Source organism: Streptomyces adustus, from assembly GCF_009377175.1.
Taxonomy (GTDB): Bacteria; Actinomycetota; Actinomycetes; order Streptomycetales; family Streptomycetaceae; genus Streptomyces; species Streptomyces adustus.
Map to the genome: position 1 here is coordinate 1 of NZ_VJZD01000129.1, position 26,483 is coordinate 26,483.

At 74.5% G+C, this 26,483-nt stretch carries 25 protein-coding genes; 13 read left to right on the forward strand and 12 right to left on the reverse strand.

Going from position 1 to position 26,483, the window contains the following annotated elements:
- A partial coding sequence (locus FNH09_RS27235) for a sacsin N-terminal ATP-binding-like domain-containing protein (protein ID WP_420802784.1) occupies positions 1 to 973 on the reverse strand: 973 nt, incomplete at its 3' end.
- Between the two features lie 515 nt (positions 974 to 1,488).
- On the reverse strand, positions 1,489 to 2,418 hold the full coding sequence (locus FNH09_RS27240; RefSeq protein WP_162469168.1) for a DUF3027 domain-containing protein: 930 nt from the start codon (positions 2,416 to 2,418) through the stop codon (positions 1,489 to 1,491).
- Between the two features lie 377 nt (positions 2,419 to 2,795).
- On the opposite strand from FNH09_RS27240, the gene FNH09_RS27245 reads away from it, so the two are divergent.
- From FNH09_RS27245 to FNH09_RS27260, 4 genes are all read left to right on the forward strand, one after another.
- Complete coding sequence (locus tag FNH09_RS27245; RefSeq protein ID WP_162469169.1) at positions 2,796 to 4,220, forward strand: MFS transporter; 1,425 nt, start codon at positions 2,796 to 2,798, stop codon at positions 4,218 to 4,220.
- Positions 4,221 to 4,336: 116 nt separating this feature from the next.
- Positions 4,337 to 4,810, forward strand: a complete 474-nt coding sequence (locus FNH09_RS27250; protein ID WP_152892550.1) for a DUF2771 domain-containing protein — start codon at positions 4,337 to 4,339, stop codon at positions 4,808 to 4,810.
- Entirely contained in the window at positions 4,780 to 5,529 is a 750-nt protein-coding gene (locus tag FNH09_RS27255) for a futalosine hydrolase (protein WP_162469170.1), read from the forward strand. The genes FNH09_RS27250 and FNH09_RS27255 overlap by 31 nt, the downstream gene beginning before the upstream one ends.
- Complete coding sequence (locus tag FNH09_RS27260) at positions 5,519 to 6,379, forward strand: 1,4-dihydroxy-6-naphtoate synthase (RefSeq protein WP_152892552.1); 861 nt, start codon at positions 5,519 to 5,521, stop codon at positions 6,377 to 6,379. The genes FNH09_RS27255 and FNH09_RS27260 overlap by 11 nt, the downstream gene beginning before the upstream one ends.
- Positions 6,380 to 6,409: 30 nt before the next feature.
- Here the strand turns inward: FNH09_RS27260 and FNH09_RS49585 are convergent, their stop codons facing one another.
- A complete protein-coding gene (locus FNH09_RS49585) occupies positions 6,410 to 6,793 on the reverse strand; it encodes a cold-shock protein (protein WP_152892554.1) in 384 nt (127 codons plus the stop codon).
- A 520-nt stretch (positions 6,794 to 7,313) separates the two neighbouring features.
- Between FNH09_RS49585 and FNH09_RS27270 the strand changes: the two genes are divergently transcribed.
- Positions 7,314 to 7,565, forward strand: a complete 252-nt coding sequence (locus FNH09_RS27270; protein ID WP_162469171.1) for a hypothetical protein — start codon at positions 7,314 to 7,316, stop codon at positions 7,563 to 7,565.
- A gap of 39 nt (positions 7,566 to 7,604) precedes the next feature.
- Here the strand turns inward: FNH09_RS27270 and FNH09_RS27275 are convergent, their stop codons facing one another.
- Both FNH09_RS27275 and FNH09_RS27280 read right to left on the reverse strand, forming a co-directional pair.
- Positions 7,605 to 8,240, reverse strand: a complete 636-nt coding sequence (locus tag FNH09_RS27275) for an HAD family hydrolase (protein ID WP_152892556.1) — start codon at positions 8,238 to 8,240, stop codon at positions 7,605 to 7,607.
- Positions 8,241 to 8,310: 70 nt separating this feature from the next.
- Entirely contained in the window at positions 8,311 to 9,318 is a 1,008-nt protein-coding gene (locus FNH09_RS27280) for a hypothetical protein (protein WP_162469173.1), read from the reverse strand.
- A 252-nt stretch (positions 9,319 to 9,570) separates the two neighbouring features.
- On the opposite strand from FNH09_RS27280, the gene FNH09_RS27285 reads away from it, so the two are divergent.
- Positions 9,571 to 12,174, forward strand: a complete 2,604-nt coding sequence (locus tag FNH09_RS27285) for a helicase C-terminal domain-containing protein (protein WP_152892558.1) — start codon at positions 9,571 to 9,573, stop codon at positions 12,172 to 12,174.
- Between the two features lie 405 nt (positions 12,175 to 12,579).
- On the opposite strand, the gene FNH09_RS27290 is transcribed toward FNH09_RS27285, so the two are convergent.
- Positions 12,580 to 13,122: a hypothetical protein gene (locus tag FNH09_RS27290; RefSeq protein ID WP_152892559.1), complete on the reverse strand. Its 543-nt coding sequence runs from the start codon at positions 13,120 to 13,122 to the stop codon at positions 12,580 to 12,582.
- 237 nt (positions 13,123 to 13,359) lie between these two features.
- Here FNH09_RS27290 and FNH09_RS27295 point away from each other — a divergent pair, with 237 nt between their 5' ends.
- Entirely contained in the window at positions 13,360 to 15,003 is a 1,644-nt protein-coding gene (locus FNH09_RS27295) for a DNA repair helicase XPB (RefSeq protein ID WP_162469174.1), read from the forward strand.
- Here the strand turns inward: FNH09_RS27295 and FNH09_RS27300 are convergent.
- Together FNH09_RS27300 and FNH09_RS27305 are read right to left on the reverse strand one after the other, a co-directional pair.
- Positions 14,961 to 16,223: a glycosyltransferase 87 family protein gene (locus FNH09_RS27300; protein ID WP_338017700.1), complete on the reverse strand. Its 1,263-nt coding sequence runs from the start codon at positions 16,221 to 16,223 to the stop codon at positions 14,961 to 14,963. The genes FNH09_RS27295 and FNH09_RS27300 overlap by 43 nt on opposite strands.
- 17 nt (positions 16,224 to 16,240) lie before the next feature.
- The gene (locus tag FNH09_RS27305) at positions 16,241 to 16,420 is read right to left on the reverse strand and encodes a hypothetical protein (protein WP_162469175.1); all 180 of its coding nucleotides are present in this window, start codon (positions 16,418 to 16,420) and stop codon (positions 16,241 to 16,243) included.
- A gap of 302 nt (positions 16,421 to 16,722) precedes the next feature.
- On the opposite strand from FNH09_RS27305, the gene FNH09_RS27310 reads away from it, so the two are divergent.
- On the forward strand, positions 16,723 to 18,804 hold the full coding sequence (locus FNH09_RS27310) for a HelD family protein (RefSeq protein ID WP_152892562.1): 2,082 nt from the start codon (positions 16,723 to 16,725) through the stop codon (positions 18,802 to 18,804).
- Positions 18,805 to 18,938: 134 nt separating this feature from the next.
- Here the strand turns inward: FNH09_RS27310 and FNH09_RS27315 are convergent, their stop codons facing one another.
- Entirely contained in the window at positions 18,939 to 19,631 is a 693-nt protein-coding gene (locus FNH09_RS27315; RefSeq protein WP_152892563.1) for a copper homeostasis protein CutC, read from the reverse strand.
- A gap of 129 nt (positions 19,632 to 19,760) precedes the next feature.
- Positions 19,761 to 20,432: a maleylpyruvate isomerase family mycothiol-dependent enzyme gene (locus FNH09_RS27320; RefSeq protein ID WP_152892564.1), complete on the reverse strand. Its 672-nt coding sequence runs from the start codon at positions 20,430 to 20,432 to the stop codon at positions 19,761 to 19,763.
- Positions 20,433 to 20,479: 47 nt separating this feature from the next.
- On the opposite strand from FNH09_RS27320, the gene FNH09_RS27325 reads away from it, so the two are divergent.
- Together FNH09_RS27325 and FNH09_RS27330 are read left to right on the forward strand one after the other, a co-directional pair.
- Positions 20,480 to 21,163: an HD domain-containing protein gene (locus tag FNH09_RS27325; RefSeq protein WP_152892565.1), complete on the forward strand. Its 684-nt coding sequence runs from the start codon at positions 20,480 to 20,482 to the stop codon at positions 21,161 to 21,163.
- 25 nt (positions 21,164 to 21,188) lie between these two features.
- Entirely contained in the window at positions 21,189 to 22,292 is a 1,104-nt protein-coding gene (locus FNH09_RS27330) for a GNAT family N-acetyltransferase (protein WP_152892566.1), read from the forward strand.
- Here FNH09_RS27330 and FNH09_RS27335 read toward each other — a convergent pair.
- On the reverse strand, positions 22,274 to 22,552 hold the full coding sequence (locus FNH09_RS27335) for a DUF4031 domain-containing protein (RefSeq protein WP_162469177.1): 279 nt from the start codon (positions 22,550 to 22,552) through the stop codon (positions 22,274 to 22,276). The two genes, FNH09_RS27330 and FNH09_RS27335, sit on opposite strands and share 19 nt — an antisense overlap.
- Positions 22,553 to 22,607: 55 nt before the next feature.
- The gene (locus FNH09_RS27340) at positions 22,608 to 22,991 is read right to left on the reverse strand and encodes a hypothetical protein (RefSeq protein WP_152892567.1); all 384 of its coding nucleotides are present in this window, start codon (positions 22,989 to 22,991) and stop codon (positions 22,608 to 22,610) included.
- 55 nt (positions 22,992 to 23,046) lie between these two features.
- On the opposite strand from FNH09_RS27340, the gene FNH09_RS27345 reads away from it, so the two are divergent.
- The 3 genes from FNH09_RS27345 to FNH09_RS27355 form a co-directional block, all read left to right on the forward strand.
- Positions 23,047 to 23,964: an SIS domain-containing protein gene (locus FNH09_RS27345; protein ID WP_162469178.1), complete on the forward strand. Its 918-nt coding sequence runs from the start codon at positions 23,047 to 23,049 to the stop codon at positions 23,962 to 23,964.
- Positions 23,965 to 24,089: 125 nt separating this feature from the next.
- Complete coding sequence (gene murQ / locus FNH09_RS27350; RefSeq protein WP_152892569.1) at positions 24,090 to 25,025, forward strand: N-acetylmuramic acid 6-phosphate etherase; 936 nt, start codon at positions 24,090 to 24,092, stop codon at positions 25,023 to 25,025.
- Positions 25,026 to 25,041: 16 nt separating this feature from the next.
- Positions 25,042 to 26,483, forward strand: a 1,442-nt coding sequence (locus tag FNH09_RS27355) for a PTS transporter subunit EIIC (RefSeq protein ID WP_162469179.1), incomplete at its 3' end; no start/stop codon positions are given.

The following is a 26,483-nucleotide window of genomic DNA, read 5'->3' on the forward strand; positions in this document are numbered from 1 at the left end:
CCCCGAGGGGCTCGTCGCTGGGGGTGGGGGCGTGCACGAACGGGCTGGTCCGGGGGCAGCCGGGCGCGCCGTCCTCGGTCACGGGCACGGCCCAGGTGACCGACCACTGGGGGCGCAGCCGCTCCTCCACGGGGCGGTCGGCGAGCAGGTCCGGGGTGAGCGGGCCGTGGGCGGCGGCCGTACGCCACCGGGTGGTGCCGTCGCGGGAGTCCTCCACCACCGTGTGCACACCGTCGGGACGGCGGCGCAGGGTGCGCGGGCTGCCGTCGCCGATCTCGACCACGACCTCCGCCAGGCCGGGCAGGGCGAGCAGGAGGGCGTCGTCCACGGCGCCGAGAAGGCGCTCGGCGAGGTCGGCGGCGGCCGTGTCGCGCAGCGGGAGGACGACGACCGTGTCGTACGGGTCGGGCGCGGTGCCCTCGGCGGGGAACGGCAGGCGCAGCAGCGGGACATGGCCGTCCCGGCGGCGGATCTCGTCGCCCAGGCCGGGGCTGTGCCCGGCCGACTCCGCGGCCAGTTCGCGGGCCTCGGCCAGGGACCAGCGCACCCCGCCGTGGCGGGCGAGGACCGCGGGTTCGTCGGTGACGGCGAGGACGGCGGCGAAACCGACGCCGAACCGGCCCACCGCGCTGTCGTGGGCGTCGCGTTTGGCGGAGGCGCGCAGGGTGGACAGCGACTCGACACCGGCCGCGTCCAGCGGGGCGCCGGTGTTGGCGGCGGCGAGGACGCCGTCGCGGAGGGTGAGCCGCAGTCGGCCGGGTACGCCCGCGCGGGCCGCGGCGTCCGCCGCGTTCTGGGCGAGCTCGACGACGAGCCGGTCGCGGTAGCCGCCGAGGACCAGATCCTCCTCGGCGTTGGCGTCCTCGCGGAAGCGGGCGGGGCTGGTGGCCCAGGCGTCGAGCACACCGCGGCGCAGACGGGCCGTGCCGAAGGGGTCCGCGCCCTCGGGTGCCGGCCGCACGAACTTGCTCACGTTCACACTCTCCTCATCGGCGTGAGGTCGAAGGTACCGCGCGGCCGGGCCCGCTCCCGCCGCTGTGGCCGACGAAGATCCGGCCTTTCCCGCACGGGCGGACCGGGCGTCCGGGAGCACGCTCCCGACACGCCCGCGGCGCTACGCGTACCCAGGCATCCCCGGACCCATGGGCACCCACGCCCCCGCGGGCCCCACAAGCACCCGCACGCCTCGGGATCGACCGGAACCGCACGCTCCCGGAGCGTCGCGCGCCCGTCCTCCGTGCGCCCCCGGCGACACGCTGAAGCGCAGCACAGCGCCGCGGTCACCCCGGCCGAGAGCGCCGCTGTCACCCCGGCCGCGCGGACCAGGGCCCCGGCGGGGCTCACGGGCGCCGGTGGGGCGGCCGGAGCAGGCAGGGGCAGAACGGGACGGAAAGGAACGACACAGAACGACACAGAACGACACGGAACGGGACGGGAAGGAACGGGACGGAACGGGGACCGGACGCCGGGTGCCGGGCGTCCCGGGGGCTACGAGTGCCCCAGTTCCGCCGTCTCCTCGTCCGCGGTCACCGCGGGCACCGACCCCGAGTCGGGCGCCGGGCGGAGCGGGAAGGGGTCCACCCGGGTCTCGTCGATCACCGGCTCGGCCGGGCGGGGCGGCTTCGGCATGACCGCGGCCTCGGAGTGGCCGCCGCAGCCGTAGGCGAGGGAGACGACCCGGCCGTCGGCCGGGGAGAACTCATTGGCGCAGACACCGAACGCCTGTCCGAGGGAGCCGCCGATGGGCACCAGGAAGCCGCAGCTCACACAGGACGCGGGGGCCGCCTGGGCCATCGCGGTCTTCGACCCGAAGGCCTCCTCCCAGCGGTCGGCGCCGACGTGCAGGCCGTACCGGGACAGCACCCGTGCCCGGCGCATCCCGAGCTCCTCGGCCACCGCGGCGAGGGAGCCGCGGGCGGGGGCGACGGGCTGTGCCGCGGGCGCGCCCGCGGTGACCTCCGCGTCCTCCGCCTCCACCAGCTCGGCCATCTCGTGCGAGACGGGCGCGTTCGGCGGGGGCTCGTCCTCGCCGGACCAGCCCGGCTCCAGCCGCAGATCGTCGGCCTCGGTCGGCAGCAGGTCGCCGGGGCCCATGTCCCCGGGGCGCAGCCGCTCGCTCCACGGCACCCACTCCGGCGCGAGCACCGCGTCGGGGCCGGGCAGCAGGACCACCTCGTCGAGGGTGACGATCTTCGCGCGGGACGCCCGCGCCACGGTCACGGCCCAGCGCCAGCCCCGGTAGCCGAGCTCCTTGCACCCGAAGAAGTGCGTGACAACGCGGTCTCCCTCGGAGACCAGCCCCACATGCTCGCCGACCACGCCGGGCGCGGCGGCCTCCTCGGCGGCGGCGCGGGCGAGATCGACCGCCTCGGCGCACAGACGGTCGGGGGTGCGGCTTCGCGTTGTCGCTGCGCTCACAGGTATCGCTTCTCTCCTACGCCGTCTCTCGGGTGCGCCGGCCTGAAGGCGGCAGGGCGGACGGAGCGGACCGAAGGGCCGCGTCGACGTCCGCGCCCGACGCGCTCGGGCGCACCTACGTCATCCATTCTGCGGGATGTCCGAGAGGCGCGCGGCCGAGAACGTTCGCCACGGCGCGCTACGCACGGTACCTGTTCGCGTGTGCTTGGCCTACACCGACGGGACTGTTCGCGGCCTCACGATGCGGTTTCGTGCTGTTTCCCGGCCGTCCGAGCCGTGCCGCGGAACCGCCGGGAGATCGCCGTACGGCCATGAGGCACGCGGCCATACGCGCGGTTAGCGCACTAGGCACAGCTTTATCGGGGCACTATGACGTCGTGGCAGCCGCGAGGTCGCCCCAGGGCGCCGCCGGGATCGGCGGGGTGAAGGGGAGCAGCCGAGGTGGCGGTTCGGGCCGGGTCGGCGGTTCCGTCCGCGCGGTCGGCCGTGCCCTGCACCTCCCCTTCACCGGGACCGCGCGGGGCATCCGCAAGGCCACGCACGCGCACGGCGCGGGCGAGTCCGGCCTCGGCAAGCTGATCGAGCTGCACGCGGTGAACGGCGCCGGGGACGTCATGATCACCGTGGCGCTCGCCTCCACCGTGTTCTTCTCCGTGCCGACCGACGAGGCGCGTGGCCGCGTCGCGCTCTACCTGGCGATCACGATGGCGCCCTTCACGGTCCTCGCGCCGGTGATCGGCCCCCTGCTGGACCGGCTGCCGCACGGCCGCCGCGCGGCCATGGCGGCCGCGATGCTGGCCCGCGCGCTGCTGGCGCTGGTGCTGTCCGGGGCGGTGATCACCGGCAGCCTGGAGCTGTACCCGGCCGCGCTGGGCGTGCTGGTCGCCTCGAAGGCGTACGGGGTGGTCCGCAGCGCCGTCGTGCCCCGGCTGCTGCCGCCGGGCTTCTCCCTGGTCAAGGCGAACTCTCGGGTCACCCTCGGCGGACTGCTGGCGACGGGTGCCGCCGCGCCGGTCGGCGCGGGGCTCCAGGTGCTCGGCCCGCGCTGGCCGCTCTACGGCGCCTTCGTGATCTTCGTGGCGGGGACGTTCCTGTCCTTCACGCTGCCGCACAAGGTCGACTCGGCCAAGGGCGAGGACATCGCCCTGCTGGCCTCGGACGAGGAGCATGTGCGCGGGCCGCGCCGCCGGGAGGCCAGACGGCTCGGCCTGCGGACCGTCGGACCGGCGGTCACCCACGCGCTGGGCGCCAACGCCGCGCTGCGCTGTCTGACCGGCTTCCTGATCTTCTTCCTGGCCTTCCTGCTGCGCGAGCATCCGATGACCGGCCAGAGCGCGGCGGTGTCGCTGGGGATCGTCGGGGTCGCCGCGGGCGTCGGCAACGCGCTCGGCACGGCCGTCGGGGCCTGGCTCAGGTCACGGGCGCCGGAGATCATCATCGTGACGGTCGTCGCGATCGTGCTGGGCGCGGCGGTCACCGCCGCGGTGTTCTTCGGGGCGGTCCTGGTGGCCTGTCTGACGGCGATCGCCGGGTTCGCCCAGGCGCTGGCCAAGCTGTCGCTGGACGCGCTGATCCAGCGGGACGTGCCCGAACCGGTGCGCACCTCGGCGTTCGCGCGCTCCGAGACGCTGCTCCAGGTGTCCTGGGTGTTCGGCGGCGCGGTGGGCATCGTGCTGCCGCTGAACGGCACGCTGGGCCTGGCGGTGGCCGCCTGCATCGTGGCCGTCGGCTGGCTGACGACCGCACGCGGGCTGCTGGCCTCGGCGCGGCGCGGCGGCACGAGCCGCCCGAAGCTGGCCTAGGCCCTGTCCGGCCCGGCCCGGCTCTGCGGGCTCGGTCCGGCGGCGAGTGGCGTAACCCCCGGCCGCGCCGGACCCCACTTGGGCGGAGCATGGGAGGTGCCCGATAGCCTTCGCCCATGAAGACGCTGCAATCCGTTGTGCGACGCCGCCGCGCCGTCGCAGCCGCCGGCGCCGTTTCCGCCGGACTGCTCGTTCTGTCCGCCTGCGAGAAGCCGACGCCCATGTCGACGATCACCGTGGGCACGAACTCGGTGAGCTCCCAGGCCACCTGCTACAACGACGGCAAGACGCTGGACGTCCAGACGCTGACGGCCTGCCTGAAGGACACCGACATCAAGTCGATCTCCGTCGACCCGGACGAGACCGTGCGCTTCGGGGTCGACCCGAAGATCGCGGACAGCGGCTGGACGATCCTGATGAACGGTCAGCCGCTGACCGACTCCAGCACCAAGACCTACCGCACGATCCCCGGCAGCGTGTTCTTCAACGCCCAGTACGGCGCCAGCGGCGACTCCACGCTGGTGTCGATCAAGGAGGGCGAGAAGGACGTGACCGGTCTGTGGTCCTTCAAGCTCAAGAAGGACGCCTGACCACGTCCTCCGTACGTGTCCTCGTCGCCACCGCGGTTCCCGCCGAACGGGACGCGGTGGCTCGGGCGTTCGCCGGACCGGTCGACGAGGTGCGACTGCCCGGGGTGAGCCTGCACCGGACGGCCGGCCGGTACGACCTGCTGGCGGCCGGGGTCGGCCCCGCGCTCGCCGCCGCCTCCACCGCGACCGCACTCACCGCGGCGGCCCTGGCAGGGGCGCCCTACGGTCTCGTGGTCAGCGCCGGCATCGCCGGCGGCTTCCCGCCCGACGCGCCCGTCGGCTCGCTCGTCGTCGCCGACGAGATCACGGCCGCCGATCTGGGCGCCGAGACCGCCGAGGGGTTCCTGCCGGTCACCGAGCTCGGCTTCGGGACCGTCACCCACCGTCCGCCGCCCGCGCTCGTACGAGACCTCACGGCGGCGCTGGACGCCCGCGCCGGGGTCGTGCTGACCGTCTCGACGGTCACCGGGTCCGCCGAGCGCGCGGCCCTGCTGCGGGCCCGGCACCCGCGGGCCCTGGCCGAGGCCATGGAGGGCTTCGGGGTGGCCGAGGCCGCCGCCGCGCACGGCACGCCCGTGCTGGAGATCCGCGCCGTCTCCAACCCCGTCGGTCCGCGTGACCGTGCCGCCTGGCGCATCGGCGACGCCCTCGCGGCCCTCACCGAGGGCTTCGCGGGGCTCGCACCCGTCCTGGAGAAGTGGAACCCGCATGACCGGTGAGCCCGCGCAGTCCAAGCTGCGGATCTCGTACTCCCCCTGCCCCAACGACACCTTCGTCTTCGACGCCCTCGCCCACGGCCGGGTCCCGGGCGCCCCCGCCCTCGACGTGACCTTCGCCGACATCGACGTCACCAACGGCATGGCCGAGCGCGGCGAGTCCGAGGTGCTGAAGGTGTCGTACGCCGTGCTGCCGTACGTCCTCGACGAGTACGCGCTGCTGCCCTGCGGCGGCGCGCTGGGCCGCGGCTGCGGGCCGCTGGTGCTCACCCGGGACGGGGACGGCGACCTGACGGGACGCACCGTCGCGGTGCCGAGCGAGAAGTCGACGGCCTATCTGCTGTTCCGGCTGTGGGCTGCGGACACCGTGCCCGGCGGGGTCGGGGAGATCGTCGTGATGCCCTTCCACGAGATCATGCCCGCGGTGCGGGACGGGAAGGTCGACGCGGGACTCGTCATCCACGAGGCGCGTTTCACCTATCAGAACTACGGGCTGCACAAGCTCGCGGACATGGGCGAGCACTGGGAGAACACCACCGGGCTGCCGATCCCGCTGGGCGCGATCATCGCGAAGCGTTCGCTGGGCGAGCAGGAACTCACCCGGCTCGCCGATTCCATCCGTACGTCCGTGCGCGCGGCCTGGGACGACCCCGAGGCCTCCCGGCCCTACGTCATGGAACACGCGCAGGAGATGGATCCGGCCGTCGCCGACCAGCACATCGGCCTGTACGTCAACGAGTTCACCGCCGATCTCGGCGAGGACGGTTATGCGGCCGTACGGGGACTGCTCACCCGTGCGGCGGCCGAGGGGCTGGTACCGCCCCTCGGCCCGGACGCGCTCGCCTTCCCCTAGGGCCTCTCGCCCCGGGAGCTCCGGCGGTCGTCAGACATCCAACTGGTCGGCGACCGCGCGGAGCAGGCCCGCGACCTTCTTCCCGGCGGTCTTCTCGGGATAGCGGCCGCCCTCCAGGGTCTGGGAGACATTCTCCAGAAGGGTCGTCAGATCCTGGACGATGGAGGCCAGTTCGTCCGGCTTCTTGCGCTGCGCGGCCGCGACGGACGGGGTCGGGTCCAGCACGACGACCGAGAGGGCCTGGTCGCCACGCTGACCGGCGACGACTCCGAACTCCACCCGCTGCCCCGGCTTGAGTGTCTCGACTCCGGCGGGGAGGACCGAGGAATGGACGAAGACGTCACCGCCGTCGTCACGGGAGAGAAAGCCGAAGCCCTTCTCACTGTTGAACCACTTGACCTTGCCAGTCGGCAAAGCACACGCTCCCTCGATCCGTCCTGGGCGGGCATGCCCGGACGCACTTGAACTGCCGTCGAACCACCTTACCGGGGGTCTCTCCAGCGGAACACGCCTTAAAACGGGACCGACGCCCTACCTGTGTGGGAAGGGCTCAAAGTGGTTGTAGAGGTTTAGTGCGCGCCCCCGGATCCGGCCCGCCCCGGCCCGCGCGGAGCGGCCGACGACCTGCGGTGGACTCCCGAACCGGCCTTGCGAACCGCCGGAACGATCCTTCCGTCGCGAACAAAGCAGGAGAAGGAATAGCGGCCGGTCGATTCCCGTTCGGGGGCCCCTTGCCTTTCCGCCGCTAACCCCCGCGCGGCTTCAGGCCTTTTCGGGAACGCCGGGACTTCGCCAGGACCGAATTCCCTATCGCCGCGGAACCGTCGGGTCCGGTCGGCGGGCACGGACAACCGGCTCGATCTCGCCGCCCGACACGTCCGTCCGCGCCGACGCCGCCGGGCCGTCCGCGCGCGCCGGGAACTACCCTGTCCGGGTGCGTGACGAAACCCGAACCGATTCCGCCGAGCCCGGCGACCGGCTGATCCGTGCCGGTGCCCTGGTCTTCTTCGCCGGCGCCGTGGCCACCCTGGTCACCATGACCCCGCTGCTGCTGGGCACGAAGCCCTTCCCTACGTACATGTTCGGACTGAGCATGCTGATGGGCGTCGGCTTCCTGATCGCCGGTGCGGGCGTGCTCCGGTCGATCGCGGCCGGCCGCCGTCAGGCACGGGCCGCCGGGCAGTAGCCCGCATTCAGGCGCGGGCCGCCGGACGGTAGAGCGCGGTCAGGCACCGGCCGCCGGGCGGTAGGCCGCGAGCCACTGCGGGAAGTGCGTGAGGTCGGGCAGGACGACGTCCGCGCCGGCCGTGCGCAGTTCCGCCGCGCTGCACGGTCCGGTGACGACCGCCACCGACAGCGTGCCGGCCGTGCGCGCGCCGCGGACGTCCCCGACGTGGTCGCCCACGTAGACGTCCGCCGCGTGGGCGCGCAGCGCCTGCGCCTTGCCCTCGGCCCACAGGTCGCCGATCACCTCGTCGGGTTCGATGCCCAGGTGCTCCAGGTGAAGTCTGGCGCTGGGCTCGTACTTCGCCGTCACGACCAGCGTCCGCCCGCCGGCCGCCCGTACGGCCGCGATCGCGGCGCGGGCGCCCGGCATCGCGGAGGTCGCGGCGACGGCGAAGGCCGGATACATCTCCCGGTACAGCTCCACCGCGGCCGGCACCTCCTCCGCCGGGAACCAGTTGGCCAGCTCCTCCACCAGCGGCGGCCCCAGCCGGGTGACCACCAGGTCCGCGTCGATGTACGTCCCGGTCCGCTCGGTGAGCGCCTGGTAGCAGGCGTGGATCCCGGGACGGGAGTCGATCAGCGTCATGTCGAGATCGAATCCGACGGTCAGCGCGGGAGCGGTGGTGGAGGCCATGCAGGCCATTGTGCCCAGGCCGGGACCTCGCGGCCGGGGGCGGTCCCCGGCCCCCCGGGCCCGGGGGACGTCAGCGGCTGCGCTGCGAGCGCCACACCAGGAACAGGGCGGACGCGACGGCCGCGCCCCGCACCACCCAGGGCCAGGTCTGGGCGATCGCGTCGTTCATCTGGCCGTCCGCGATGGGGGTTCCCCACCGGCCGTCGGTCCTGCCCCACAGCCAGACCAGACCGGACGCGACCGCGAGGCCGGGCAGCCACACGACCGCCCACTTGGACTCCGCCTGGGTCAACCGGCGCGAGGCGTAGGCGATCAGCCAGCCGAGCAGCAGCGCGAACCAGTTGCCGAGCACCGCGCCGACGACGAGCGCGCCCGCGGCGATCAGCAGGAGCGGATTGCTCCAGTTGCCGGCGCCCAGCGACGGAAGGCGGCGGCGGGCGGGAGCGGGTTCGTCCGGCACGTCGGCCGCCGGCTGCGCGCCCCGGTCCGCCGGTGCAGCCGAGCCCTTCGGGTCCTCCGCGTCCTTCGGGTCCTTCAGGTCCTTGCGCGGCGGCGGCTTGAGCAGCTCGGGGATCTCCACCCCGCCGACGAAGCCCGGCACCTCGTCGCCGACGCCGAAGGGACTGCTGTCCGTGCGCCACCAGTCGGGCTGCGTCGCGCTGTCGCCCAGCTCGTGCGCGGGCGCGCGGTGCGGGGACGACGCGGCGTCCGAGGGCGGCGGCGCCTCTGTCCGTCCCGACCGGGGGCGCGGGACCGCGCGGCGCAGCCGGCCGGTCCGCCCGTCGCCCTCCCCCGGCGCCGCGTCGCGCTGTACGGGCACGGCGGCGTCCGGTACCCGCGGGGCGCCCCCGCCGCCGGCGGCGGCCGCGACGACGTCGTCGGGGCTGCCCAGGCGGTCCAGGATACGGCGGACGGCGGCCGGACTGTCCACCGGCGTCCTGGCGCGCCGCCGGTCGATCTCGTTGCGCAGCTCCGACACCAGCCGCATCCGCGTGGACGACGGCAACTGCCGCTGGTGCGCCACGTCTCCGACACGGCTCAGATACTCGTAGACGACCTGGTCGCTCTCGATCCCCACGAAGTCCCCTCCGGGGCGGATGTGTTGGCTGACCCCGTGGTGGCAGACGTTACCGCTCCCGGCGCGGCCCGGGCATCTCCCGGCCCGCGCGTCGGTTCGAGCGTCGGTTCGAGCGGGCCGCCGCGACCGCTGCCGCGACCGCCGCCGTGGCGTGGCCCGGGGAGCCCCTTGGGGCGCGGCTTGTGGGAGCGTCCGGCACAACAGGCCCGCGCGGGGGTCGGCCGCCGAAGGGGACCCGCTACCGTGGGTCAGATGAGCACCGCGGACCACCCCGCCCCCCGCTCCCTCGCGGAAGCGCTCCGCGCCAGGGACGACCACTCCCTGGCCGCCCTCCTGCGCAGCCGCCCCGACCTCATCACCCCCGTCCCCACCGATCTCACCCAGCTGGCGACCAGGGCGGGCACCCGCGCCTCGGTGGTCCGCGCGCTGGAGCGGCTGGACCGGTTCACCCTCCAGACGGCGGAGGCGCTCGCGGTCGCGGCGGACCCGGCGTCGTACGACGAACTGCTCGGTCTGATGGGCGGCGACGACGGGGACCCGGCCGTCGCCGCGGCCCTGCCCGGTGCCGTGGCCGGACTGCGCGAGCAGGCCCTGGTGTGGGGCGGCGACGACCGGCTGCGGCTGGTGCGCACCGCGCGTGAACTGCTCGCGCCGTCGCCGCAGCACCCCTCGCCGACCGGCCTGGGCCCCACGGTGCAGGAGGTGACGGCCGGGATGTCGCCCGGCCGGATCCAGGAGATCGTCGGAACCGCCGGGCTGGCGTCGACGCACGACGCGGTGTCGGCGGCCGCCGCGCTCACCGCGCTGTTCACCGACCGTGCCCAGATGGACGCGCTGCTCGGCCGGGCCCCGGCCGACTCGCTCGACGTCCTGGACCGGCTGGTGTGGGGTCCGCCGTACGGGCAGGTCACGGCCGACCCGGCGGCCCGGCTGCGCTGGCTGCTGGACCGCGGGCTGCTGCTGCCGACGGCGCCCGGCACGGTCGTACTGCCCCGCGAGGTCGCCCTGCATCTGCGGGCGGGGCGGGCGCACCGCGCGCCGGAGCCCGTGCCGCCCGTCGTCGAACCGGCCGGTACGCACACCCCGGCGGTGGTGGACTCGACCGCGGCCGGCCAGGCGTACACGGCGCTGGCGACCGTGGAGGAGTTGCTGAAGGACTGGGACGAGGGCGGGCCCGCCGTGCTGCGGGCGGGCGGGCTGAGCGTGCGCGACCTGAAGCGGACCGCGGTCGCCCTGGACGCGTCCGAGCCCATGGCCGCGTTCTGGGTCGAACTCGCCTACACGGCCGGGCTGCTGGCCTCCGACGGCGAGGCCGACGAGCGGTACGCGGCCACCCCGGCCTACGACGAGTGGCTGGAGCAGCCGCCGGCCGAGCGCTGGGCGCGGCTGGCCGAGGCATGGTTGCTCGCGACCCGGACGGCGGGTGTGGTCGGCGGCCGGGACGCGAAGGAACGGCCGCTGTCGGCGCTGGGTCCCGGGCTCGACCGGTCCGCCGCGCCCGAGGTGCGGCACCGGGTGCTGACCCTGCTGGCCGGGCTCCCGCAGGACACCGCGCCGCACGCCGACGTGGTGCTCGCCCGGCTGCGCTGGGAACGTCCGCTGCGCGCCCGGGGCGGCACGGTGAGCCGCCCCGGCGAGAGCGGCGGCGCCGTCGCGCGCCCCGGCGAGACCGGCGGCGAGGACGACGACCTGCGCTCCCGGCTGGTGCGCTGGACGCTGTCGGAGGCGGAGACGCTGGGCGTGACCGGCCGGGGCGCGCTGTCGGCGCACGGACGGGCCCTGCTGGGGGCGCCCGGGCCGAGAGCGGCCGACACCGACGGCCCCGCCGGGCCGGGCGGCAGACTGCCCTTCCCGCACCACCCGGCCAGCCGCCTCGAACCCCTCTCCGCCGCCGAGCAGACCGTCGCGGCCGCGGCCGCGGCCCGGCTGCTCACCCCGCTGCTGCCCGAGCCGCTGGACCATGTGCTGCTCCAGGCCGACCTCACGGCGGTGGCGCCCGGACCGCTGCGCCGCCCGCTGGCCGACACGCTGGGCGTGCTCGCGGACGTCGAGTCGAAGGGCGGGGCGACGGTGTACCGGTTCACGCCGGGCTCGGTGCGGCGCGCGCTGGACGCGGGCCGGACCGCGAGCGATCTGCACGCCTTCCTCGCCACCCACTCCCGTACCCCGGTCCCGCAGCCGCTCGCGTACCTGATCGACGACGTCGCCCGCCGGCACGGCCATCTGCGGGTCGGCGCGGCCTCGGCGTACGTGCGCTGCGACGACGACGCCCTGCTGAACGAGATCATCGCCGACAAGCGCGCCGCCGCCCTGCGGCTGCGTCGTCTCGCGCCGACCGTGCTGGCCGCCGAGGCCGACCCGGCGACGCTGCTGGAGGGTCTGCGGGCGATGGGGTACGCGCCCGCCGCCGAGTCCGCGGAGGGCGATGTGCTGATCGCCCGCGCGCACGCCCACCGCACTCCGCCGCGTACGGCCCCCGAGCCGGTCCCCGAGGGTCCGCCGGTGCCCGACCCGACCCTGCTGGCGGCGGCGATCCGGGCGATCCGGGCGGGCGACCTGGCCTCCACGGCCCCGCGGAAGGTCTCGGCCGGCGACACGGCCCCGCCGGCCGGCGGCGAGCTCCCGCGCACCGGCTCCGCCGAGACCCTCGCCACGATGCAGGCCGCCGTCCTCACCGGCGAGGCCGTGTGGATCGGCTACGTCAACGCCGAGGGCGCCGCGAGCCAGCGGGTGATCGCGCCGGTGCGGGTCGAGGGCGGCTTCGTCACGGCGTACGACCACACGGCCGACGAGGTCCGCACCTATCCGCTGCACCGGATCACGGGGGTGGCGGAACTCGCCGACGAACAGCAGTGACCGCCCGGCGCCCCGTCCGACGACTCCGGCCCCCGGCAGATGGCAGAGGTCCCCGTCCACGGCCGGGCCGGGCGGTCCTCGCCCACGACCGGGCCGAAGATCCTCACGCTCCGGTCCGGCAGCCCTCGCCTGGGTTCCGGGGGCAGCGGTACCCGCCCGCGGTCCGGCCGACGAACCTCGCTCACGGTCCCACCCTCGGTTCCCGGCAGCAGCCCCCGCCCCGAACGCGCCGACAGGCCTCACCGCAGTCCGGGCCGACAGCCCCCGCTCACCGTCCGGCCGACGGACCTCGCTGACAGTCCCACCCACGATTCCCAGCAGCAGCCCCCGCCCCGGACGGACCGTCGGGCCTCACCCGCAGTCCCTGCCCGTCGTCCGGCGGACGGACCTCGCCCGCGGACACTGTCAGCAGTCCTCGACGCGGGTGTCGTCGGGCAGGTCGAAGTGTCTGCGGGCGGCGGCCTCCAGGGCCGACGGCCGGCCGTCGCCGCCGAGCGCGGACCGGGCGGCGAACCCGAAGTGGTCCGCCGTCCACTCCCCGTACCCGGCGCCGTCCGGCGGCTCCTCCTGCGACAGCACGCGGTAGGCGCCGTCCGGCTCCCGCTCCAGCCGGACCACCTGCGGGACGTGGGAGCCGCTGCACTCCACCAGAGCGCCGCCGCGCACCCCGTACTCCCTGCACAGCGTGTCCACGCCGGCCCGGATCCGGTCCCCGCGCCGCTCCATCTCCAGCGCCTTCGCCCGGCAGAACCACCGTGCCTCCAGCTCGGGCACGCTCTCCCCGTACCCGCTGCCCTGCGACTGCGCCACCAGCCGGGCCTCGATCACGGGCCCCACCTCGTCCCACAGCCGCGCGTCGATGCCCGCCGGACGCGTCATCACCCACGAGCCCGTAGCCACCAGCACCGCCGCGGCTCCCACGCCGGTGCCCCATCTGCGTACCGACATCCTGTGAGCTCCTCACCGCGCCGCCTGGACCGCGTCGCTCCCGTCCTGGTCAGACAGCCGCCGGGCGGGCAGGGTTGCGCGGGAGAATGAAGAAACCACTTTTCACAACGGTCCGGACATCCGCGTCGGCCGTGCCCCGGGCGCCGGCGGACCTTCGTCCGGGACCGACCTCGCCGACGGCCGGTAGGGCACACTGGACGTTTGGCCATGCCGCGCCATCCAGAAAGGCAGCCCCGAGTGAACGGTCCGCTGATCGTCCAGTCCGACAAGACCCTGCTCCTCGAAGTCGACCACGAGCAGGCCGACGACTGCCGCCGGGCCATCGCCCCGTTCGCGGAGCTGGAGCGGGCGCCGGAACACATCCACACCTACCGGCTGACCCCGCTCGGCCTGTGGAACGCGCGGGCGGCCGGCCATGACGCCGAGCAGGTCGTGGACGCGCTGGTGCACTACAGCCGCTACCCCGTGCCGCACGCGCTGCTCGTCGACATCGCGGAGACGATGGACCGCTACGGCCGGCTGACGCTGTCCAAGCACCCGGCGCACGGGCTGGTCCTGACCACCACCGACCGTCCGGTGCTGGAGGAGGTGCTGCGCTCCAAGCGGATCGCGCCGCTCGTGGGCAACCGCATCGACCCCGACACCGTTGTCGTGCACCCCTCCGAGCGGGGGCAGATCAAGCAGACGCTGCTGAAGCTGGGCTGGCCGGCCGAGGACCTCGCCGGGTACGTCGACGGCGAGGCGCACCCGATCGAGCTGGCCGAGGACGGGTGGGCGCTGCGGCCGTACCAGAAGCAGGCCGTGGAGAACTTCTGGCACGGCGGCAGCGGAGTCGTCGTACTGCCGTGCGGCGCGGGCAAGACGCTGGTTGGGGCCGGGGCGATGGCGCAGGCCTCGTCGACCACGCTGATCCTGGTCACCAACACCGTCTCCGCCCGGCAGTGGAAGCACGAGCTGGTGAAGCGGACCTCGCTCACCGAGGACGAGATCGGCGAGTACAGCGGGACGCGCAAGGAGATCCGGCCCGTCACCATCGCCACGTACCAGGTGCTCACCACCCGGCGGAAGGGCGTCTACCCGCACCTGGAGCTGTTCGACTCCCGGGACTGGGGGCTGATCGTCTACGACGAGGTGCATCTGCTGCCCGCGCCCGTCTTCAAGTTCACCGCCGACCTCCAGGCCCGGCGTCGGCTCGGGCTCACCGCGACCCTGGTGCGCGAGGACGGCCGCGAGTCGGACGTGTTCTCGCTGATCGGGCCCAAGCGGTTCGACGCGCCGTGGAAGGAGATCGAGGCGCAGGGCTACATCGCGCCCGCGGACTGTGTCGAGGTCCGGGTGAACCTCACCGACTCCGAGCGGCTGGCCTACGCGACCGCCGAGGCCGAGGAGAAGTACCGCTTCTGCGCCACGACCGCGACGAAGCGGAAGGTGACCGAGGCGATCGTGCGGCGCTTCGCGGGCCAGCAGATCCTCGTCATCGGCCAGTACATCGACCAGCTCGACGAGTTGGGCGAGCATCTGAACGCGCCGGTGATCAAGGGCGAGACGTCGAACGCCCAGCGCGAGAAGCTCTTCGACGCCTTCCGCGAGGGCGAGATCAGCGTGCTGGTGGTGTCGAAGGTGGCCAACTTCTCCATCGACCTGCCGGAGGCGACCGTCGCCGTCCAGGTGTCGGGCACGTTCGGCTCGCGGCAGGAGGAGGCCCAGCGGCTGGGCCGGGTGCTGCGGCCCAAGGCCGACGGCCACCAGGCCCACTTCTACTCGGTCGTCGCCCGCGACACGATCGACCAGGACTTCGCGGCGCACCGGCAGCGGTTCCTCGCCGAGCAGGGGTACTCCTACCGGATCGTGGACGCGGACGAGCTGCTGTCGGAGGGCTGACGGGAGCGCTCCGCCGGGTCCGGATCCGGGGACGGCCGGCCCCGCCGCGCCGGGACCCGGGGCCGGACCGCCGTCCCGGGCCGCCGCGGGTCCTCGGGGACCGGGACGGCCCGCCGTCCACGGCAGGCCGCGCCCGCCAGCAGCGCGCAGCCCAGCAGCGGATACGGCGCCGCCAGCGGCTGCTGCCACCAGGGCAGCCGCAGGTCCAGGTCGCCCTGGTGCGGCAGCAGCCACATCGTGCGGGCGGTGAACAGCGCGGTGGTCAGCAGCGCCGTACGCAGGTGGCCGTCCGCCAGCAGTACCGCGATCAGCGGGACGCACCACACCCAGTGGTGGGACCAGCTGACCGGTGACACCAGCAGCGCGGTGAACGCGGTGAGCAGCACCGCGTACCGCTCCCGTGCGGCGCGCGCGGCGAGCCACAGGCCGCAGACGGCGACGGCGAGCGCCGGGAGCACCCAGGCGGGGCCGGGCGCCGGGTCGCCGAGGAGGCGGGCCGTCAGGCCCTGGAGGGACTGGTTGTCGACGATCCACGGCTTGCCGACGCGGCCGGTGTCGTAGAGGCGGCGGGTCCAGAAGTCGGCGCTGGCGGCGGGCAGCGCGAGGACGCCGAGCAGCACGGTGGCGCCGAACGCGGCCGTCGCGGTGGCCGCCTCCCGGCGCCTGCCGCGCAGCAGCAGGTGCACGACGAAGAGCGCGGGGGTGAGTTTGATCCCCGCCGCGATCCCGAGGACGACGCCCCGGCCCGGGGCGCCCGGCGGGCGGGTGAGGTCCCACAGCACCAGGACGGTCACGGCCAGGTTGACCTGGCCGAACAGCACGGTCTGGAAGACCGGCTCCAGCCAGAGCGCCAGGGCCGTGGCGGTGCACAGGGCGGAGGTCGCGAGCGGACGGCCCGCGAGCCGGGCGGAGAGCTGGACCAGCCGGGCCAGCAGGAGTGCGTTGCCCGCGAGGAAGGCCGCCTTCAGGGCGGGGACGGGCAGCCAGGCAGCCGGGGTGAACAGCAGCGCCGCGAAGGGCGGATAGGTGGCCGGGAGGTGCCACCGGGTGACGGTGAAGCCGTAGAGGTCGTCGCCACCGGCCAGGACGGCCGCGCCCTCGGCGCGGTAGACCAGCGCGTCGGCCATCGGGGCGCGCTGCACGACGCACAGGGCGACGAAGGCGGCGAGGGAGACCGCCAACAGGAGAAGGGAGGTCGCGGAGGGTGATCGACGGGTCACGCAGTGACCCTAGGGCGTCATTTGTGGCGGACGCCCGCCTCCTCGCCGTACTCCCCGAGGATGACCACGTCGAAGGCCGCCCCCAGGAACACCTTCACGGCGCGCAGGGCGTCGCCGAGGCGGTGCGGGTGACTCCCGGTGAGCGGGGTGGCCCCGGGGGGACGATTCGGTGCTGGGGTGACGATGGCTGCACTCATACCTCCATAGTGGCCTTCCCCGGACGAAAGCGGCATCGGACGAGAGGTCGACCCCGTACCGTCCCCACGTACACCCGTGGGCCGAGCGGACGCCTCCGGGACGGAAGGGATGTCCCCTAGGGGAGACGCGGGGGTGGAAAACCGTTCGCTTCCGGACCGCCCTCTCGCCTACAATCTCCGCTCTTGCCCGCCTCCCACACGGAGCGCGGCCGGCCGGACGGAAACCGGGCGGCATCCCCGCGGCCGCCCACCGGCCACGGCGCACCAGTCGTCATCCCGCAGCAGGCCCCGGAGGCACTCCCTTGTCCACGCCGTCCGCCGACGATCCCCTCTCCCGCGAGCGCGCCCACCTCACCTCGTCCCGGTCCGCGCTGCGCGCGATGCGCGAGGACGTCGAGTCCCTCGACATCCGCGACGTCACCGCGAACTGGGTCAACGCCGAGGTCCTCGCCCGCCAGATCGACGACCGCATCAAGGCGCTGGCCGACCTCAGCGACACCCCGCTGTTCTTCGGCCGGCTCGACTACCTGCACGCCCCCGGCGCCGAGCAGGCCGAGGGCGCGGAGGGCGAGCAGTTCTACATCGGCCGCCGGCACGTGCACGACGGGGACGGCGACCCGATGGTGATCGACTGGCGTGCGCCGGTCTCGCAGCCGTTCTACCGGGCGTCGAAGAAGGACCCGATGGACGTCGGGCTGCGCCGCCGCTTCGGGTACACGGGCGGCGACCTCACGGCGTACGAGGACGAGCACCTCTCGGACCCCGCCGAGACGGCGCGCACCAGCAAGCTGCTCCAGCAGGAGATCGAGCGCCCGCGCGTCGGTCCGATGCGGGACATCGTGGCCACCATCCAGCCCGAGCAGGACGAGATCGTGCGCAGCGGGCTGGGCGGGACGGTCTGTGTGCAGGGTGGCCCGGGGACCGGGAAGACGGCCGTCGGCCTGCACCGGGTCGCCTACCTCCTGTACGCGCACCGGGAGCGGCTCGCCCGTACCGGCACCCTGGTCATCGGGCCGAACCGGTCCTTCCTGAACTACATCGAGCAGGTGCTGCCCGCGCTGGGCGAGCTGACGGTCCGGCAGGCCACGGTCGACGACCTGGTGGGCCAGGTGGAGATCCGGGGCACGGACGACGCGACGGCCGCGGTCGTCAAGGGCGACGCCCGGATGGCCGAGGTGCTCAGGCGGGCCCTGTACTCCCATGTCACCCTGCCCACCGAGCCGGTCGTGGTGGTGCGCGGCTCCCGGCGCTGGCGCGTGCCCGCGTACGAACTGGAGACCATCGTCAGCGAGTTGCTGGCGCGCGACATGCGCTACGGCGCCGCCCGCGAGGCCCTCCCGCAGCGCGTCGCGCACGCGGTGCTGGTGCAGATGGAGCGGTCGGGCGAGGCGCCGGACGACCGGGTGCAGGACGCGGTGGCCCGCAACACCGCGGTGAAGGCGGCGGTGAAGGAGATCTGGCCGCTCGTCGACCCGGCGAAGCTCGTGCTGCGGCTGCTGGCGGAGGCGGACTTCCTCGCCGCGCACGCGGCCGGAATCCTCACCGAGGAGGAGCAGAAGGCGATCCTGTGGGCGAAGCCCGCGCGGAGCGTCAGGGCGGCCAAGTGGTCCCTGGCCGACGCGGTGTTGATCGACGAGGCGACCGACCTGACCCAGCGGACGCACTCCCTGGGGCATGTGGTGCTGGACGAGGCGCAGGACCTCTCGCCCATGCAGTACCGGGCGGTGGGCCGGCGCTGCACCACCGGTTCGGCGACCGTGCTCGGCGATCTGGCGCAGGGCACCACCCCGTGGGCGACCCGGAGTTGGGACGAGGCGCTGACGCACCTCGGCAAGTCGGACGGTGTGGTCGAGGAGTTGACCGCGGGTTTCCGCGTGCCGACGGACGTCATCACGTACGCCTCCCGGCTGCTGCCGCACATCGCCCCGGGGCTGACCCCGGTCGCGTCGGTCCGGGAGAACCCGGGCTTCTTCGACCTGCGTCCGGTCACCGGCACCGACGAAGTGGTCGCGGCCTGCACGGAGTTGCTGGGCAACGAGGGCTCGACCGGTCTGATCGCGGCCGACGCCCGGATCCCGGTCCTCGCCGAGGCGCTCACGGCGGCCGGGCTCGGCTATCTGGCGCCCGGCGAGGAGACGACCCGGCAGACCCGGTTGACCCTGGTCCCGGCCTCGCTCGCCAAGGGCCTGGAGTACGACTACGTGGTCCTGGACGAGCCGCGGGCCGTGGTCGACGGCGAACCGGACGAGCGCACCGGGCTGCGCCGCCTGTACGTGGCACTGACCCGAGCGGTATCGGGCCTGATCGTCACCCACGCGGCACCCCTGCCGGACCAGCTGGCCGACTCCCCGACCGACCTGCTGACCGGCTCACCGACCGGCTGACCGACCGGCTCGTCGGCCGCCGCCGCTGCTCGACCGGGGCGGCGGCCGACACCGGACCCGTCTCGCGCCCGAGGGCCCGCGCCAAGAGGCTGACGGCCGTCACCCGGCGGTCGCACCCGGCCTCGCGGTCCGCGTCACTCCCCGTCGATCGCCCGCCGCCACTCCTCCACGGCGGCGGCCGACACCGGGCCCGACCAGCCGTTCGGGCGGGCCGCGCCACCGATGTGGAAGCCGTCGATCCGTGCGGCGAGGAGCGTCGGCACATGGTCGAGCCGGAGCCCGCCGCCGACGAGGAGCTGCGGCTCGTAGCCGGGCTCCCCGCGCCGGGCCGCCTCGGCGAGCAGCGTGGGCAGACCGTCGTCGACGCCGTTCGGCGAACCGGCGGTGAGGTAGGTGTCCAGCCCGGGCAGGCCGTCGAGCTGCTTGCGCAGGGCGTCCCGGTCGGCGGCCCGGTCGATGGCCCGGTGGAACGTCCAGGAAGCACCTTCGAGTACGTCGACGATCCGCTCGACCGCGTCCAGGTCGACACCGCCGTGCCCGTCGAGAAAGCCGAGCACGAACTCGGCGGCCCCGGCCGCCCGCAGCTCGCGGGCGGTCCGCACCAGCCGGTCGACGTCGCCCGCCGTGAACCCGTCCTCGAACCTGAGCATCACGCGCAGACCGATGTCGACGGCGTCCCGGATCCCGGCGAAGGTCCTGACCGACGGGGTGAGCCCGTCGGCGGCCATGTCGGTGACCAGCTCAAGGCGGTCCGCGCCTCCGGCCTGGGCGGCGACCGCGTCCGCGGCGTCGAGGGCGATCACCTCCAGGACTGCACGCGTGCTCATAGGTCCCCTTCTCTTGGGCTGCCCGGATTCCCCGGGCCCCCGGCGCGACTACAGGTCTAGTCCAATCTCAGGGTACGCCCACCGACCCGGGAGCCGCGAGAGCACCGGCGGCCCGCGCCGGCGCCCTGATCAGTCGAAGAGGTTCAGTTCCCCTTCCCGCGCACCGGCCAGCTCGTACGAGCCGCTCCGCACCGGGCGTCCCGCGTACAGCCGTACGAGGGTGGCGGCGTCGCCGATGTAGCGCGCCGGGGTGCGCCCGGCCAGGTGGTCGCCGAGGGCCAGCGGTTCATCCCGGTCGTCGAGGTCGGCGTGCAGCGGCAGCCGGCCTCGTTCGCGGCTGATCCGGGCGAGGAGCGTGAGCGCGTGCGGCAGTCCGTCCCCGGCGTACGCCCCGGGCTCCCCGAGCGCCTCTCGTACGTCCCCGGCATGCACCCACTCACCCAGTGCGATCCCGTCGAGCCTCCCGTCGGTCCGGGCGATCACGGACCCCGCCTCGGTCATCCCGCGCTCCAGCTCGTCGACGACCCGGGCGTTCGTCCACCCGGCGCGCTCCGCGATGTCGCGGTCGTTCGACTCGGGCGAGAAGACGCCCTCCTCGAACCTGCTCTCCACCACCCGGCTCAGCGCGGCCGAGGCGTGCGCCAGCACATCACGCACCGTCCAGCCCGGACACGCCTCGGTGGGCAGCGCGAAATCGTCGTCCGTCCTGGTCCGCAGCAGCGGGATCAGCGCGTCCCGCTCGATCGTCAGGAGCCGCCCGGGCAGCTCGGGGTCCCGTTCGTCGGATGTCCAGTCAGTCATGACCACCACGCTAGGGGGACGGCGCCCCTCGGCGGGAGAATGACCGTATGGCCGATCCCGTCGCTCCCGTCGATGCCGTCGATCCCGTGGCTCTGGACGCCCTGCGTTCGCGCTGGCTGCCCGCCCTGCTCGCGGCCCGCGACGGGGCCCGTCACCCCGACCCGTGGCCGTACGCCGACGAGCTGCTGCGCCGCTGGTCGGAGCCACAGCGCAGGTACCACACGGTCACCCATCTGACCGCGGTCCTGGACCATGTCGACACGCTGGAGGAGTACGCGGACGACCCCGCCGCGGTGCGGCTGGCCGCCTGGTTCCACGACGCGGTCTACCTGCCCGAGCGGTCGGAGAACGAGGAGCGCTCCGCCCGCCTCGCCGAGCGCGCGCTCCCGGAGGCCGGCGTCGGCGCCGCGCGCACGGCCGAGGTCGCCCGGCTGGTCCGGCTGACCGTCGGCCACGACCCGGCCGACGACGACCGCAACGGCCAGGTGCTGTGCGACGCCGACCTCGCGGTGCTGGCCGGCGCGCCCGGCGCGTACGCCGCCTACACGGCCGCCGTCCGCCAGGAGTACCACTTCGTCCCCGACGACGCCTTCCGCGCGGGACGCTCGGCGATCCTGCGTCAACTCCTCGACCTGCCAAGGCTGTTCCGCACCCCGCTCGGCGCCGGGCGCTGGGAGGCCACGGCGCGCCACAACCTCCGTTCGGAGCTGGAAATGCTGTCGCTCCGATGACGGACCCGCCCCTACGCTGCCCCCCATGCATGCATGGGGCGGGAAACAGGTGGAAGAGGCCGTCGCGGGCTGTGTCGCGGCGCTGGGCAAGGCCGTGGACGCGGACTGGACCGCGGTGAAGGCCGGCCGGCTGGAGTGGGACTGCCGGCAGACGGCCACGCACATGGCGGGCGCCCTCCTCGCCTACGCCGGGCAGCTGGCGGGCCGGGCGCAGCAGCGGTACGTCCCCTTCGAGATCACCCTCGACGGGGACGAGGACGGACTCGACCCGGCGGACAACGCCGGTGTCCTGGAGGTGGTCGAGACGACCGGCGCCCTGCTCGTCGCCACCCTGCGCACCACCCCGCGCGAGGTCCGCGCCTTCCACCCGTTCCCGTTCCGCAGCGCGAACCGCGAGGGCTTCGCCGCGATGGGCGTCACCGAGGTGCTGCTGCACACCCACGACATGGCCGAGGGTCTCGGGATCGCCTACGAGCCCTCCCCGGCCCTCGCCGAGGACGTGCTCACCCGGATCTTCCCGCAGGTCCGGCCGGGCCCGACGCCCTGGTCCACCCTCCTGTGGGCCACCGGCCGCGGCGACCTGGCCGGACGCGCCCCCGTCACCGACTGGCTCTGGAGCAACAACCTCGTGATCCCGGCCGGCCGTCTCACCCTCCAGGGCATCACCCCCGCCGCCGCCCGCGACCTGCGCCAGGGCGGGGACGGCGGGTTCGAGTGGATCGAGGGCGGCCCGTTCGAGGGGACGCGCGACGCCGCCGGGATGCTGGTGAAGGCGTACGAGGCCGGGGTGCACCGGCCGGAGTGGGGCGTGTTCGCCCTCGTGCGCACCGAGGACGGGCGCGCGGTCGGCGGAATGGGCTTCCACGGCGCCCCCGACGAGCAGGGGCGGGCGGAGATCGGCTACGACCTCGCCGAGGGCGCGCGCGGCCGGGGCTACGCCACCGAGGCGCTGCGCGCGCTGTCGGAGTGGGCGCTGGCCCGTGACGACGTACGCTCCCTGTTCGCGACCGTCGAGCGGGGCAACGCCCCGTCGCAGGCGGTGCTGTCCCGGGCCGGGTTCACCCGGGTCGACACGGACTCCGCGCACCTCGCGGACGACGGGGAGCTCGCCTACGAACTGGGGCGCTGAGCACGTCCCTTCGGCCGGCGCAGCCCCGCGGAGTGCAGCAGCCGCACCACCTCGCGGCTGCTGACCTCGACCGCGCCGGCGGCTACCGCGTCGGCGTAGCGGTGCGAGGGAAGGTCGTAGTGGTCCCGCTCGAAGGCCCGCCGGGGCACGCCCAAGCCGTCGGCGAACAGGTGCAGTTCGTCGTAGGAGACATCGCTGACGACGTGTGACCACACCCGGCCGTGGCCGGGCCAGGTGGGCGGATCGATGTAGATCGTCACCGGCGTGCCCCGCGAATCCCCGGGAGATCCGCCGCGGTCGCCCTCGTCCGGTCCCTCACGACGAGGGCGACCCGTCCGTGGCCGACCCGAGCGCACCCACCGCCGCGACCCGCACGCCCGCCTGGTGGCACACCCAGTGCGGGTCGGGCCCGAGCTCCGGTTCGACGTCCAGGGCGTGCGGGTCGCCGGAGCCGCAGACCGGGCACAGCGGCCAGCGACCGTAACGCTCCAGCAGCGCGTCCTGGACGTCCTGCGCGACCAGCCCGGCCACATAGTCCAGGCCGTCCGGCCACTGCTCCACCCACCAGCGCCGCTGCACCACGGAGTCCTCGACCAGCGAGACCACGTCCGCCTCCGCCACCTGGCCCGCGACCAGATCGGCGAGCACCAGGGCGCGCGCGGCGTGCAGAGCCTTCTCCAGCGGGTTGATGGGGTTCATGCACCCATTGTGCGCACTCTTGACCCCGACACCGAGCCGAAAATATCTTTCAAGGGTGACCCAGCACGTGAAGGAAATTTTCGGCAGCTCCGGTTCACCAGGCGGCCCGCCCGCCCCCGCCGCCCTCGCGGCCAAGGTCCGCACGCTCGCCCCGTCGATGACCCGCTCCATGCAGCGCGTCGCCGAGGCCGTCGCGGGCGACCCGGCCGGCTGCGCGGCCCTCACGGTCACCGGCCTGGCCGAACTCACCGGCACCAGCGAGGCGACCGTGGTGCGCACCGCCCGGCTGCTGGGCTACCCCGGCTACCGCGACCTGCGGCTCGCCCTGGCCGGGCTGGCCGCGCAGCAGCAGTCGGGGCGGGCCCCCGCGATCACCACCGACATCGCGGTCGACGACCCGATCTCCGACGTGGTGGCCAAGCTCGCCTACGACGAGCAGCAGACCCTCGCCGACACCGCGGCCGGGCTCGACACCGTGCAGCTCGGCGCGGCGGTCACCGCGGCCGCCACCGCCCGCCGCATCGACGTGTACGGCATCGGGGCGTCCGGCCTGGTCGCCCAGGACCTCGCCCAGAAGCTGCTGCGCATAGGGCTGATAGCGCACGCCCACAGCGACCCGCATCTCGCCGTGACCAACGCGGTGCAGCTGCGCGCGGGGGACGTGGCGATCGCGATCACGCACTCCGGTTCCACGGGCGACGTCATCGAGCCGCTGCGGGTCGCGTTCGAGCGCGGGGCGACGACGGTGGCGATCACCGGACGGCCCGCCGGCGCGGTCACCCAGTACGCCGATCACGTACTGACCACGTCCACGGCCCGGGAGAGTGAACTGCGGCCCGCGGCGATGTCCTCCCGTACCAGTCAACTGCTGGTGGTGGACTGCCTGTTCGTGGGGGTGGCGCAGCGGACGTACGACACGGCGGGTCCGGCGCTGGCCGCGTCGTACGAGGCGCTGGCCCACCGGCATCGGTAGACCTGGTGCCGCGGCACCAGCCACGGCAGGCCGCCCCGCCCGCGGCGACGCGGGCCCGGCGGGACCGTCCACGACGCGCAGGACCGATCGACCGCCGACCCGCAGGACACGAAAGAGCCACAGCCATGACCTCCACGTCTCCCCGGCACGACCTCCGCTCCGAGCTGGAGACCCTCACCACCGAGGCCTTCCGTCCGGAGCTCGCCGACATCGACCGGCTGCCCACCCTCGACATCGCCCGGCTCATGAACGGCGAGGACACCTCCGTGCCCGCCGCGGTCGCCGCCCGGCTCCCGGAGATCGCCGCCGCGATCGACGCCGTGGCGGAGCGGATGGCCCGGGGCGGGCGGCTGGTCTACGCCGGGGCGGGGACGGCCGGCCGGCTCGGCGTGCTGGACGCCTCCGAGTGCCCGCCCACCTTCGACACCCGGCCCGGCCAGGTCGTCGGCCTGATCGCGGGCGGCCCCGACGCCCTGGTCACCTCGGTCGAGGGCGCGGAGGACTCCGCGGAGCTGGCCCGGGCCGACCTCGACGCCCTCGCCCTGACCGCCGACGACGCGGTGGTCGGCGTCTCGGCCTCCGGGCGCACCCCGTACGCGATCGGCGCGGTGGAACACGCCCGGGCGCGCGGGGCGCTGACGATCGGGCTCGCCTGCAACGCGGGCAGCATGCTGGCCGGTGCCGCCGAGCACGGCATCGAGATCGTCGTCGGACCCGAACTGCTCACCGGCTCCACCCGGCTGAAGGCGGGCACGGCGCAGAAGCTGGTGCTCAACATGATCTCGACGATCACGATGATCCGGCTGGGCAAGACGTACGGGAACCTGATGGTCGACGTGCGCGCCTCGAACGAGAAGCTGCGCGCCCGTTCCCGCCGGATCGTCGCGCTCGCCACCGGCGCGGACGACCCGGAGATCGAGCGGGCGCTGACCGCCACCGGCGGCGAGGTGAAGCACGCGATCCTGGCGATCCTGGCCGGGGTGGACGGGCCGACGGCCGGCCGCCTTCTGGAGGAGTCGCACGGCCATCTGCGCGCCGCGCTGGCGGCGGCCGGGGACTGAGCCGCACGCTCGACGGGTGCGTACCGATCCCGTTTCCACCGCCGCCGCGATCCTCCCCCTGGTCGGCGGGCCCGCCAACGTCACCTCCGTCGCCCACTGCATGACCCGGCTGCGACTGGGGCTGGCCGATCCCGCACGGGTCGACGCGGCGGCGCTGCGGTCGCTGCGCGCCCTGCCGGGTGTCCTCGGTGTCGTCGCCGACGACACGTCGTACCAGATCGTCCTGGGGCCGGGGGCGGTGGCCCGGGTGACGACGGAGTTCGAGGAGCTGATGCGGAGCGCCGCGGCAGGGGATCCGGCGGACCGGAGCGCCGCGGGCGGGGACACGACCGTGCGCGGCCCGGCGGCCGGGGATCCGGCAGTCCGGGGCGCCGTGCCGTCCGGCGAGCGGCGGCGCGACGCCGCTCCCGCGAAGGCGGTGCTGCGCCGGGTGGCGGACATCTTCGTGCCGCTGATCCCGGCGCTGATCGGCTGCGGGGTGCTCGCGGGCGTGGCCGGGCTGCTGGTGAACAACGGCCTGCTGCCCGGTCTCGCCCCCGCCCTGTCGGCCGTGTCCTCCGCGTTCATGGCCCTGATCGCCGTGTTCGTCGGCCACAACACCGCCAAGGAGTTCGGCGGGACACCGATCCTGGGCGGCGCGGTGGCGGCCGTGGTGGTCTACCCGGGGGTCGCGAAGGTGACGGTGTTCGGGACGGCGCTCGCCCCCGGCCAGGGCGGGGTGCTGGGGGCACTGGCGGCGGCCCTGCTGGGCACGTACGTCGAGAAGTGGTGCCGCGGCCGGGTCCCGGACGCCCTGGACGTCCTGCTCACCCCGGCCCTCACGGTCCTGGTCGCCGGTCTGGCCACCCTGTACGGCCTGATGTACGCGGCCGGACAGGTCGCGGCGGCGATCGGCACGGCCGCGAACTGGCTGCTGTCGACCACGGGCGCGTTCGCGGGCCTGGTCCTCGGCGGCCTGTTCCTGCCCCTGGTCATGCTGGGCCTGCACCAGGCGCTGATCCCCATCCACACCACCCTCATCGAGCAGCAGGGCAGCACGGTCCTGCTGCCCATCCTGGCGATGGCGGGCGCGGGCCAGGTAGGCGCGGCGCTGGCGGTGTACGTCCGACTGCGCCACGACACCTCCATCCGTACGACGATCAGATCGGCACTCCCGGCGGGTCTGCTGGGCGTCGGCGAACCCCTGGTCTACGGCGTCTCGCTGCCGCTGGGCCGACCCTTCCTGACCGCCTGCGCGGGCGGAGCGGCCGGCGGCGCCTTCATCGGCTGCTTCGCGATGCTCGGCGACCATGTGGGCGCGAAGGCGATCGGCCCGTCGGGCTGGGCCCTGTTCCCCCTGCTGGCCGGGAACAGGGGCCCGGCCGCCACGGCGGCGATCTACGCGGGCGGGCTGCTGACGGGGTACGCGGTCGGCTTCGCCGCGACCTACCTCTTCGGCCTCAGCCACCTCCCCCGAAC

Bases quoted from the DNA above. Each gene is read 5' to 3' on its own strand.
- FNH09_RS27285 (WP_152892558.1), top strand. From the start codon at position 9,571: ATGAGCACCGCGGACCACCCCGCCCCCCGCTCCCTCGCGGAAGCGCTC.
- FNH09_RS27260 (WP_152892552.1), top strand. From the start codon at position 5,519: ATGACCGGTGAGCCCGCGCAGTCCAAGCTGCGGATCTCGTACTCCCCC.
- FNH09_RS27320 (WP_152892564.1), bottom strand. From the start codon at position 20,432: ATGACTGACTGGACATCCGACGAACGGGACCCCGAGCTGCCCGGGCGG.
- murQ (WP_152892569.1), top strand. From the start codon at position 24,090: ATGACCTCCACGTCTCCCCGGCACGACCTCCGCTCCGAGCTGGAGACC.
- FNH09_RS27325 (WP_152892565.1), top strand. From the start codon at position 20,480: ATGGCCGATCCCGTCGCTCCCGTCGATGCCGTCGATCCCGTGGCTCTG.
- FNH09_RS27250 (WP_152892550.1), top strand. From the start codon at position 4,337: ATGAAGACGCTGCAATCCGTTGTGCGACGCCGCCGCGCCGTCGCAGCC.
- FNH09_RS27330 (WP_152892566.1), top strand. From the start codon at position 21,189: ATGCATGCATGGGGCGGGAAACAGGTGGAAGAGGCCGTCGCGGGCTGT.
- FNH09_RS27290 (WP_152892559.1), bottom strand. From the start codon at position 13,122: ATGTCGGTACGCAGATGGGGCACCGGCGTGGGAGCCGCGGCGGTGCTG.
- FNH09_RS27275 (WP_152892556.1), bottom strand. From the start codon at position 8,240: ATGGCCTCCACCACCGCTCCCGCGCTGACCGTCGGATTCGATCTCGAC.
- FNH09_RS27305 (WP_162469175.1), bottom strand. From the start codon at position 16,420: ATGAGTGCAGCCATCGTCACCCCAGCACCGAATCGTCCCCCCGGGGCC.
- FNH09_RS27315 (WP_152892563.1), bottom strand. From the start codon at position 19,631: ATGAGCACGCGTGCAGTCCTGGAGGTGATCGCCCTCGACGCCGCGGAC.
- FNH09_RS27340 (WP_152892567.1), bottom strand. From the start codon at position 22,991: ATGAACCCCATCAACCCGCTGGAGAAGGCTCTGCACGCCGCGCGCGCC.